Genomic DNA, 10,726 nt, shown 5'->3' with positions numbered 1-10,726 from the left:
CCACCAAACATTTGTTAGAACAGACGGTAGCAGAGCGGCTCGCAGGAGGCGGGATGTCACTGACGCTGGACCTGGCGGGAAGGACCGTCGTGGTCACCGGGGGCGTGCGCGGTGTCGGCGCCGGGATCAGCCGCGCTTTCCTGGAGGCGGGCGCCGACGTGATCGCGGTGGCCCGGCACGAGCCGGACGCGCTGCCCGAGGCCGGCGGCCGCACGGCATCCTTCGCCTGCCTGGACGTGCGCGACGAGGACGCCGCCGAGGCGTTCGCCGCCGGGCTCGACAGGGTGGACGTGCTGGTCAACAACGCGGGCGGCGGGCCGTTCCTGCCGCTCACCGAGGGCCCGCTGCGCACCCACCTGAAGGTCCTGGAACTGAACCTGACCGCGCCGCTGATCATGGCGCGGGCGCTGCGCCCGCTGATGCCGGACGGCGGCTCGGTGATCAACATCGGCAGCGTCAGCGGGGTCCGGCCGTCGCCGGGCACCGCGCCCTACGGCGCCGCCAAGGCCGGGCTGCACAGCCTCACCCAGTCGCTCGCCGTCGAGTGGGCGCCGCGGGTGCGGGTCAACACGCTGATCCTCGGCATGGTCCGCACCGAGCTCGCGCACCTGCACTACGGCGACGAGGCGGGTGTGCGGGCCGTCGCGCGGACCGTGCCGATGGGCCGCCTCGGCGACCCGTTCGAGGTCGGCGCCGCCTGCGTCTACCTCGCCTCCGACCTCGCGTCCTACATCACCGGGGCGCAGCTGCTGATGCACGGCGGCGGAGAGCGCCCCGCGTTCCTGGACGCCGCCACCGTGAACAAGGAGGAGTCGCGATGATCTGCAAGGACCGCGTGGTCGCCGTCACCGGGGCCGGGCGCGGGCTCGGCCGCGCGCACGCGCTGGAGTTCGCCCGGCAGGGCGCCCTGGTCGTGGTCAACGACCTGGGCGTCGCCCGCGACGGCACCGGCGACGCCTCCGGTGGCCCCGCCCAGGACGTCGTCAAGGAGATCGAGGCGCTCGGCGGACGCGCCGTCGCCAGCACCGACGACATCGCCACCGACGCGGGCGCCGCCGCGCTCGTCGCCACCGCCGTGGACGCCTTCGGCCGCCTCGACACCCTCGTCAACAACGCCGGGTTCCTGCGCGACCGGATGCTGATCAACCTGTCCGAGGACGAGTGGGACGCCGTCATGCGCGTCCACCTCAAGGGCCACTTCCTGCCGCTCGCGCACGCCGGGCGGTACTGGCGCGCCGAGAGCAAGGCCGGCCGCCCGGTCGACGCCCGCGTGATCAACACCTCGTCCGGCGCGGGCCTGCTCGGCAGCGTCGGCCAGGGCAACTACTCGGCCGCGAAGGCCGGCATCGTCGGGCTCACCCTCGTCGCGTCCGCCGAGCTCGGCCGGTACGGGGTGACCGTCAACGCGATCGCGCCCGCCGCCCGCACCCGGATGACCGAGGAGGTCTTCGCGCAGACGATGGCCGCGCCCGCCGAGGGCGAGTTCGACGCGATGGCACCGGAGAACGTGTCGCCGCTGGTCGTCTGGCTCGGCTCCGCGCAGTCCAAGGACGTCACCGGCCGGGTCTTCGAGGCCGAGGGCGGCAGGATCTGCGTGATGGACGCCTTCCGGCACGGCCCCGCCGCCGACAAGGGCGCCCGCTGGGATCCGGCCGAGGTCGGCGAGGTCGTCACCGGCCTGCTCGCCGAGGCTCCGGTCCCCGAGCCCGTATACGGCGCCGGCTGACCGCCTCCCGCGCCCGGCGCGCCGCCGGGCGCGGCCGGTTCCGGTCGCGCACCTCGGTGAAACCGTCCTGACCTGCCACCATTCCGTATATCGGCGGGGGACGGGGGACGGTCGTGTCACCGAACCGGTATGAGGCGGACACGCGTCGTAGTGGCCGGGGGATTCCCCCGGACGACGCGTAAGGCAGGGGGTGCCGCCATGGCTCCTGAGGGTCCGCCGCCAGGGGACGCGCCGCGCCGCGGCCCCGCGCACGAGATGACGGGCGCGTTCATCGCCGGGCCGGGCGGCCGGCCGCGGCCCGTGCCGCGGCCCTCGGCCGCACCGTCGCGGACGCGCCGGATCGGCGCGCACCGCGGCCGCATCGCCGCGGCGGCGGCCGCGGCCGTCGTGGCGGGCGCCCTCCTCGCCCTCGCCGCCGGGACCGGAGCGGCGTCGCCCGTGCTCCGCCCGGTCGGCCGGTTCCTCGACTTCTACTGCGGGGTCTTCGCGCTGGTCGCGCTGTCGCTGACGGTCATGATCGGGCTCCTGGCCACCGACCGCGCGATCCTCGCCTCCCGGCACCGGCTGCGGGCCCAGGCGGTGCACCGGGCCACCGCGTTCCTCGCCGTGGCGATGCTGGCCGTCCACATCACCTCGCAGCTCGCCGAGCACCGGGTCGGGATCGCCCAGGCGCTCCTGCCGCTGCCCGGCCCGCACGCCGCCGACTACGACATCGGCGTGATCGCCCTCTACCTGCTGCTCCTCGCCGTCGCCGGCGGAGTCGCGCGGGGCCGCTTCGCCGGCAGCAAGCACCCGTGGGCCTGGCGGGCCACGCATCTCACCGCGTACGCGGCATGGCCGCTCGGGATCTGGCACGGCCTCACCTCCGGCCGCGCCCCCGCCGTATGGGTGACGGCCGGCTACCTGCTGTGCGTGGCCGGGGTCGCGCTCGCGCTCGCCGCCCGTCCCGTCCTGCGGCCCCGGGAGAGGAGGACGCCGTGACCGCGCTCGCCGTCCGGCACGTCGGCCCGCCGCGCCTCACCAAGGGGCTCGCGGACGGCGGACGCCTCGACTGGGACGCCCACCGCGCCCTGCACCCCGATCCGCGCCCCCTCACCACCGACCGGCTCGTCGCGCTGTGCGAGGCGGGACGGCTGCACGGGCGCGGCGGCGCCGCGTTCCCGTTCGCGCGCAAGGTGCGGGCGACCGCCGACAGCGCCGTCCGGCGCGGCAAGCGGACGATCGTGGTCGTCAACGGAACCGAGGGCGAGCCCGGCAGCGCCAAGGACAAGGCGCTGCTGCGCGGCGCGCCGCACCTGATCCTGGACGGCGCCGCGCTGGCCGCCACCGCGCTCGGCTCGCTGGAGATCATCGTCGCGGTGACCGACGGGGCGGCGGCCGGGTCGGTGCGGGACGCGATCGCCGAGCGCGACCTCGGCGGCCGGGCCCGCGTCGTGCTGCTGCCCGAGCGGTTCGTCACCGGCGAGAGCGGCGCGCTGGTGCGCGGCATCAACGGCAGGCGCCCCATTCCGCCGGGACGCAAGGGTCGCGCCTCGACCCGCGGCGTGGACGGCCTGCCGACGCTGCTGTCCAACGCCGAGACCTACGCCCAGCTCGCCGTCCTCGCCGGGCTCGGCCCCGCCGGATACCGGAAGGTCGGGACGCGCGACGAGCCCGGCACGGTGCTGCTGACGGTGACCGGCTCGGCCCGCTTCCCGGCCGTGGTGGAGACGCCCGCCGGGGCGCCGCTCGGCCACCTGCTCGACCTGTGCGGCGCGCGGGCGGGGGAGGGGGTGCTGGTCGGCGGCTACCACGGCGCCTGGCTGACGGGCGAGGTCGCGACCCGCACCGTGGTGTCGCGCGCCGGGCTCGCGGAGGCGGGCGGCGCGCTCGGCGCCGGGATCGTCATGCCGATCGGGCGCGGCACCTGCCCGCTCGGCGAATGCGCGCGCGTCGCCGGATACCTGGCCGCGGAGTCGGCCGGGCAGTGCGGGCCGTGCCGGCTCGGGCTGCCCGACGTGGCCGGCGCGCTCGCCGACATCGCCGCCGGGCGGGGCGTCGCCGCCGCGTGCGAGGCCGTCCGCCGCGCCGTGGAGATGGTCGTCGGCCGCGGCGCGTGCGCCCACCCCGACGGCACCGCCCGGTTCGTGCTGTCCGCGCTGGAGGTCTTCGCCGGCGACATCGCCCGGCACGCCTCCGACGGCGGCTGCGGGCGGCCCGTCCTCGGCGTGCTGCCCGCCGAGGCGGAGGCGGCCGAGCTGCGGCTTGAGGTCGACTGGAGCCGCTGCGACGGCCACGGCCTGTGCGCCGACGTGCTGCGCGGCACCGTCCGGATGGACGAGTACGACTACCCGGTGATCCCCACCGAGCCGATCCCCGCGCGGCTGGAGGCCGACGCGCGGCGCGCCGTCGCGATCTGCCCGGGCCTCGCCCTGCGGCTCGTCCCGCGCACGCCGCACGAGAAGGCCGGCCGGGCCTCCTAGCGGCGCAGGAATGCCGGGCGGGGCGGCGGGCGTTGTACTGGGGCGCCGGCCGGAAAATGGATCGCCCGGCACGGGCGGATCCGGCTACGGTGCGAAGGTTTGAGGGGTGAGCGGGGCCTGCCGGCCTGGAACCCTATCCTTGTCGACGGTTATGAGGACGCCTGTGAGATCGCCGCTCGCCGACCTGCGCGCGCGCCTGCCCGAGCTGATGCTGCGCGACCGGCACCGGCTCCGCCGCCGCATCGACGGCACCCAGAAGATGCGGGACGCGGCGCGGCGCGCGAAGGTCGCCGAGGAGATCGCCGCCGAGGTCGAGGCCGCCGAGCGGCGGGTCGAGCGGCGGCGCCTCGCCGTGCCCGCGATCACCTATCCGGCGGAGCTGCCGGTCGCGCAGAAGAAGGACGACATCCTCGCCGCCGTCCGCGACCACCAGGTCGTGATCGTCGCCGGTGAGACCGGGTCCGGCAAGACGACCCAGATCCCGAAGATCTGCCTGGAGCTCGGCCGCGGCGTGCTCGGCTCGATCGGCCACACCCAGCCGCGCCGGCTCGCGGCCCGCACCGTCGCCGACCGGATCGCCGAAGAGCTCGGCACGGACCTCGGCGACACCGTGGGGTACAAGGTCCGCTTCACCGACAGATCGAGCGACGACACGCTGGTGAAGCTGATGACCGACGGCATCCTGCTCGCCGAGATCCAGACCGACCGGCTGCTGCGCCAGTACGACACGCTGATCATCGACGAGGCGCACGAGCGCAGCCTGAACATCGACTTCCTGCTCGGCTACGTCAAGGAGATCCTGCCGCGCCGGCCCGACCTCAAGGTGATCATCACCTCGGCGACGATCGACCCCGAGCGGTTCTCCCGGCACTTCGGCGACGCCCCGATCGTCGAGGTGTCCGGCCGGACGTACCCGGTCGAGGTGCGGTACCGGCCCGTCTCAGATGTGGACGACGCGTCCGCCGACCCCGACCGCGACCAGATCCAGGCGATCATCGACGCGGTCGACGAGCTGGGCCGCGAGGCGCCCGGCGACGTGCTGGTCTTCCTCAGCGGCGAGCGGGAGATCCGCGACACCGCCGACGCGCTGACCAAGCACTTCACCCGCACCAGGGCCGCGACCGAGGTGCTGCCGCTGTACGCGCGGCTGTCGGCCGCCGAGCAGCACCGGGTGTTCCAGGCGCATCGCGGGCGCCGCGTCGTCCTCGCGACGAACGTCGCGGAGACGTCGCTGACCGTCCCCGGCATCAAGTACGTCGTCGACCCGGGCACCGCCCGCATCTCCCGCTACAGCCACCGGCTGAAGGTGCAGCGGCTCCCGATCGAGCCGATCTCGCAGGCGTCGGCGAACCAGCGCAAGGGCCGCTGCGGGCGCGTGTCCGAGGGCGTGTGCATCCGGCTGTACTCCGAGGAGGACTTCGAGTCCCGCCCCGAGTTCACCGACCCGGAGATCCTGCGCACCAACCTCGCCTCGGTCATCCTGCAGATGACCGCGCTCGGCCTCGGCGACATCGCCGCGTTCCCGTTCGTGGAGCCGCCGGACCGCCGCAACGTCAAGGCGGGCGTCGACCTGCTGCACGAGCTCGGCGCCATCGACCCGGCGGAGAAGGACCCGCGCAAGCGGCTCACCCCGCTCGGCCGCCGGCTCGCCCAGCTGCCCGTCGACCCGCGGCTCGGCCGGATGGTGCTGGAAGCCGACCGCAACGGCTGCGTCCGCGAGGTGCTGATCATCGCCGCCGCGCTGTCGATCCAGGACCCGCGCGAGCGGCCCGCCGAGCACCAGCAGGCCGCCGACGACAAGCACCGCCGGTTCGCCGACCCGACGTCGGACTTCCTGGCGTACCTGAACCTGTGGAACTACCTGCGCGAGCAGCAGAAGGAACTGTCGGGCAGCGCGTTCCGCCGCATGTGCAAGAGCGAGTTCCTGCACTTCCTGCGCGTCCGCGAGTGGCAGGACCTGCACGGCCAGCTCAAGCAGGTCGCGAAGTCGCTCGGCGTCACCCTCAACACGGCCGACGCGCCGCCCGACCGCATCCACGTCTCGCTGCTCGCCGGGCTCCTCTCCCATATCGGCCTCGTGGATACCGACAAGAAGGAGAAGGACAAGCCGCGGCGCGGGCAGGAGTACCTCGGCGCGCGCGGCGCGAAGTTCGCCGTGTTCCCGGGGTCGGCGCTGTTCAGGAAGCCGCCGCGGTGGGTGATGTCGGCGGAGCTGGTGGAGACGTCCCGGCTCTGGGGCCGCATCAACGCCAAGATCGAGCCGGACTGGATCGAGCCGCTGGCGGAGCACCTCGTCAAGCGCAACTACAGCGAGCCGCACTGGTCCAAGAAGCAGGCCGCCGTGATGGCGCACGAGAAGGTCACCCTGTACGGGGTGCCGATCGTCGCCGACCGGCGCGTCAACTACGGCTCCATCGACCCGGCGCTGTCCCGCGAGCTGTTCATCCGGCACGCCCTCGTCGAGGGCGACTGGGAGACCCACCACGAGTTCTTCCACGACAACCGGGCCCTGCTCGACGAGGTCGAGGAGCTGGAGCACCGCGCCCGCCGCCGCGACATTCTCGTGGACGACGAGACGCTCTTCGACTTCTACGACGAGCGGATCCCCGACGACGTCGTCTCCGGGCGGCACTTCGACGCCTGGTGGAAGAAGGCCCGGCGCTCGGACCCCGACCTGCTCGGGTTCGAGAAGTCGATGCTCATCAACGAGACCGCCGGCGGCGTCAGCGAGGCCGACTACCCGGACGTGTGGAAGCAGGGGCCGCTGCGGCTGCGGCTGACCTACCAGTTCGAGCCGGGCACCGACGCCGACGGCGTCACCGTCCACGTCCCCGTCCAGGTCCTCAACCAGGTCCGCCCGGACGGGTTCGAGTGGCAGGTGCCCGGGCTGCGCACCGAACTGGTCACCGAGCTGATCCGGTCGCTGCCGAAGCAGTTGCGCGTCAATTTCGTCCCCGCGCCCGACTACGCCCGCAAGGTGCTCGACCGCGTCGCGCCGCGCACCGAGCCGCTGCTGGACGCGCTGGAGCGCGAGCTGACCGCGATGACCGGCGTGCCCGTCGCGCGGGAGGCCTGGGACGCCTCGCGGCTGCCCGCGCACCTGCGCATCACCTTCCGCGTCGTCGACGACCGCAAGCGCGTGCTCGGCGAGGGCACCGACCTCGACGAGCTGAAACGCCGGCTCGCCGGCAAGGTGCGCGGGACATTGTCGAAGGCCGCGTCGAGCGTGGAGCGCTCCGGCCTCACCGAGTGGACGATCGGCGAGCTGCCCCGCACCTACGAGCAGAAGCAGGCGGGGTACGACGTCAAGGCGTACCCCGCCCTGACCGACGAGGGCGAGAGCGTCGCCGTCCGCATGTACGAGACGGAGGCCGAGCAGCGCCGCGCCATGTGGCTCGGCACGCGTCGCCTCATCCTGCTGAACGCGCCGTCGCCGGTGAAGCTCATCCAGGGCCGCCTGACCAACAAGGGCAAGCTCGCGCTCAGCCACAACCCGCACGGGTCCGTCGCGGCGCTGTTCGACGACTGCGTCACCGCCGCCGCGGACCGGCTCATCGCCGAGGCGGGCGGGCCCGCGTGGGACGAGGACGGGTTCCGCGTGCTGTACGACCGCGTCCGCGCCGACCTGCACGACGCCACCGCGCAGATCGTCGGGCTGGTCGAGCGGATCCTCGCCGAGTCCCACGAGCTGGACCGGCGGCTGCGCGGCACCACCAGCCTCACGCTCGTCCCGGCGCTGACCGACATCCGCGCGCACCTGGCGAGGCTGGTCCACCCCGGGTTCGTCACCGAGACGGGCTGGGCGCGGCTCGCCGACCTGCCCCGCTACCTGCGGGCGCTGCAGATCCGGCTGGACAAGCTGCCCGAGAACCCGGGACGCGACCGGATGCTCGCCCACCAGGTCGACGTGCTGGGGCAGGAGTACGAGCAGGCGCTCCGCCGGCTGCACCCGTCCCGCCGCGACGAGGAGCCGGCCCGGCAGATCCGCTGGATGCTCGAGGAACTGCGGGTGAGCCTGTTCGCCCAGCAGCTCGGCACCCGGTTCCCGGTGTCCGACAAGCGCATCCGCAAGGCCATGGCCCAGCTCTGAGGCCGCGCGCGCCGGTTCGCACGCGCCGAGCGGCACAGCATGATCAATCGTCGGGTATGACTGGTCCGCCGCGCCGCCCGACCTCGACGACCCCACCGTCCTCGCGTTCGCCCGCATCACGCGCCACTACATCGCCGCAAGCGGTTTCCTGCCCGCCGGCGGCCTGCTCGCGGGCGTCGACCGGATCCGGCACGTCCCCGCCGTCATCGTCAACGGCCGCTACGACATGAAGACGCCGCCGGGCCAGGCGTGGGACCTGCACCTCGCCTGGCCCGAGGCGGAGTTCCACATCGTCGAGGACGCGGGGCACGGCGGCGCCGAACCGGGCACCCTGGACCGGCTCATCGAGGCGACCGACCGGTTCGCCGCGCGCTGACGCCCCGGCGGATCCGCGGAAACCCCGGCGGGACGGCCGTTCCGGGGCCCGGGACGGCGCCGGCGGGACCGTTCTACTCACTTCTCTACGACGTGGCTGGTCCCACATCTACCTCGCAAGTCACTGCAGTGCCGTGGACTAGTGCGTATGGTTCATTCCATGCCTAACAGCGAAGAGCGCGACAATAGCGGCCCCGAGGGGACGGCCGCGGCTCCCCAGCGCGCCGTCTCCGAGGGTCCGCAGGACGCCGCGTCCGCGAAGCGCGACGGGGGCGGCGGGCAGGGCTCGCCAGGGCAGCAGGGGGCCCCGCGGCAGGGCACGCCGCAGCAGGGCGGGCAGCAGGGCCCGGCGGAGGCGCGCGGTGAGGTCACCGGCACCGGCGGGACCGAGACGGCGGTCGCGCGGATGGGCGACCCCGTGACGGTGTGGCCGTGCGCGAACTGCGGGCGGCCGGTCCCGCAGCCGGTCGGGGCCGTCCGCGCCGTCCGGTACTGCCAGGACAACGACGGCGCGTGCGCCCGCGAGGCCCGCGACCGCCGCGAGCGCGGCCGGGACGCGCCGGGGCTCACCGGGCAGGTCGCCTCCACATGGGAGATGGTCGAGCGGCTGGAGAAGGCCGCGGACCTGCTCGCCGACTCGCTGACCTCCGAGCTGAGCGTCGCCGGCGTCGAGCGCCGGGTCGCCGAGGTGCGGGCCGAGGCCGCCCGCGAGCTCGCCATCGCGCAGAGCGAGCGGGACGCCTCGCAGCGCAAGGCGGAGGAGGCGTGGCAGGAGGCGTCGTCCGCGCGGGGCCGCGCCGACGCGGCCGAGAAGGCGGCCTCCGACGCCCGCGAGGAGGCCCGGCTCGCGACCGCCAAGCGCGACGCGGCGCAGCAGGCGTGGGAGGAGGCGCACCAGATCGCACAGCAGTCGATGACGGCGAAGCTCGCCGCCGAGAGCGAGCGCGACCGCATCGCCGCCCGCGAGACCGAGCTGCTCGCCGCGCTGGAGGCCGCCCGCGCCGAGCTGGTCGGCCTGCACGCCAAGCTCGCCGAGGCCGAGGGCGCCGCCGAGTCGCAGCGGGTCGAGGCCGCGGTCGCCAAGCAGGGCGCCGAGGATCTGCGCAACGCCATGCGCGACACCGAGGCGCAGCGCCAGCACGCCATGCAGGCCGCCAGCAAGGCCGAGGCGGAGCGCGCCGCCGCGCTGCGCGCGCAGTCGGAGGCCGAGGCGGAGGTGGTGCGCGCCAACGCCCGCGCCGAGGACGCCGCCAAGGAGCGCGACGCCGCGCAGGCGCGCGCCGAGGCCGCCACCGGCGAGCGCGACGAGCTGACCGCCAAGATCAACGACCAGGCGGTGCAGCTGCGCCAGCTGTCCCAGTCGGTCGCCGAGCAGCAGGCGGCGCTGTCCGCCCTCGCCGAGGAGCGCGACGCCGCCCGCGCCGAGGCCGACAGGGCGCGCCGCCAGATAGACCAGCTCACCCACAACACCCTGTCGTCCAGCATCCCGCCGGGAGGGCGGCTGTCGGGCGGGAGCCCCGTGCCGCCGCCGGGTTTCGCGAACGGCCCGGGCGGCGCGCGGCCGCCGATGACCCCGGTCGCCGGCGCGGGCGCCCCGCTCAGCGCGCCCGTTCCGCCCGGCGGGCAGGGGACGAGCGGAATCCATGGCGGCCCGCCGCCCGGCTCGTCGCAGTCGGGCGGGCACATGCTGCCGCCGCCCGCGGCCGGCGGCCCCCCGTCCCCCGTGACCGGCCCCCCGGCGGGCGAGCCGCCGCTGCCGACCCGGCCGCTGAACGGAGCCGACCGGGAGGACCCGCTGTTCACCGGCCCCTGACGTGCCGCCGCCGGCGGCTCAGCCGTACTTGACGACGAGCACGAGGACGACCAGCGCCCCCGCGACGATCATGGTGGCCTGGCCGCGCTCGCGCACCGCCGTCCGCCGGAGTCCGGCGACCCGCCGGCGGCTGAGCCTCATGTCCGACGCCGCGCGGCGGGCGCGCTCCCAGTGCATGCCGGTGTACACCGCGAGCGCGGCCACCCCCAGGAGAAGTAGGACCGTACCGCCCATCTGACCCGCCTCCAGTCGCGCAGAGT

General features: G+C 74.9%; 7 protein-coding genes and 1 pseudogene. 7 read left to right on the top strand and 1 reads right to left on the bottom strand.

Going from position 1 to position 10,726, the window contains the following annotated elements; all coding sequences use genetic code 11:
• Window positions 1–53 precede the first annotated feature (53 nt).
• The 7 genes and pseudogenes from F8568_RS18240 (at window position 54) to F8568_RS18210 (ending at window position 10,466) form a co-directional block, all read left to right on the top strand.
• On the top strand, window positions 54–821 hold the full coding sequence (locus tag F8568_RS18240; protein ID WP_151594746.1) for an SDR family oxidoreductase: 768 nt from the start codon (window positions 54–56) through the stop codon (window positions 819–821).
• On the top strand, window positions 818–1,726 hold the full coding sequence (locus F8568_RS18235) for an SDR family oxidoreductase (RefSeq protein ID WP_151594745.1): 909 nt from the start codon (window positions 818–820) through the stop codon (window positions 1,724–1,726). The genes F8568_RS18240 and F8568_RS18235 overlap by 4 nt, the downstream gene beginning before the upstream one ends.
• 198 nt (window positions 1,727–1,924) lie before the next feature.
• Window positions 1,925–2,707 carry a hypothetical protein gene (locus tag F8568_RS18230; protein ID WP_151594744.1) on the top strand — a complete coding sequence of 261 codons (783 nt, stop codon included), beginning with the start codon at window positions 1,925–1,927 and terminating at the stop codon, window positions 2,705–2,707.
• A complete protein-coding gene (locus tag F8568_RS18225; protein WP_328600940.1) occupies window positions 2,704–4,188 on the top strand; it encodes an NADH-ubiquinone oxidoreductase-F iron-sulfur binding region domain-containing protein in 1,485 nt (494 codons plus the stop codon). Before F8568_RS18230 ends, F8568_RS18225 begins: the two co-directional genes overlap by 4 nt.
• A 151-nt stretch (window positions 4,189–4,339) precedes the next feature.
• Window positions 4,340–8,278, top strand: coding sequence for an ATP-dependent RNA helicase HrpA (gene hrpA / locus F8568_RS18220; protein ID WP_151594742.1), 3,939 nt, complete (start codon window positions 4,340–4,342; stop codon window positions 8,276–8,278).
• An 85-nt stretch (window positions 8,279–8,363) separates the two neighbouring features.
• A pseudogene (locus F8568_RS18215) lies at window positions 8,364–8,654 on the top strand (prolyl aminopeptidase); the annotation flags it as partial.
• Window positions 8,655–8,813: 159 nt separating this feature from the next.
• Entirely contained in the window at window positions 8,814–10,466 is a 1,653-nt protein-coding gene (locus F8568_RS18210) for a coiled-coil domain-containing protein (protein WP_236008881.1), read from the top strand.
• Between the two features lie 18 nt (window positions 10,467–10,484).
• On the opposite strand, the gene F8568_RS18205 is transcribed toward F8568_RS18210, so the two are convergent.
• Window positions 10,485–10,700 (bottom strand): hypothetical protein, encoded by a 216-nt coding sequence (locus F8568_RS18205; protein ID WP_151594741.1) that lies wholly within the window; start codon window positions 10,698–10,700, stop codon window positions 10,485–10,487.
• Between the last annotated feature and the right edge of the window lie 26 nt (window positions 10,701–10,726).

This window comes from Actinomadura physcomitrii (assembly GCF_008923205.2).
GTDB classification, from domain to species: domain Bacteria; phylum Actinomycetota; class Actinomycetes; order Streptosporangiales; family Streptosporangiaceae; genus Spirillospora; species Spirillospora physcomitrii.
Note: the sequence above shows the minus strand (reverse complement) of the source record. Positions and strands in the feature narration are given on the sequence as shown.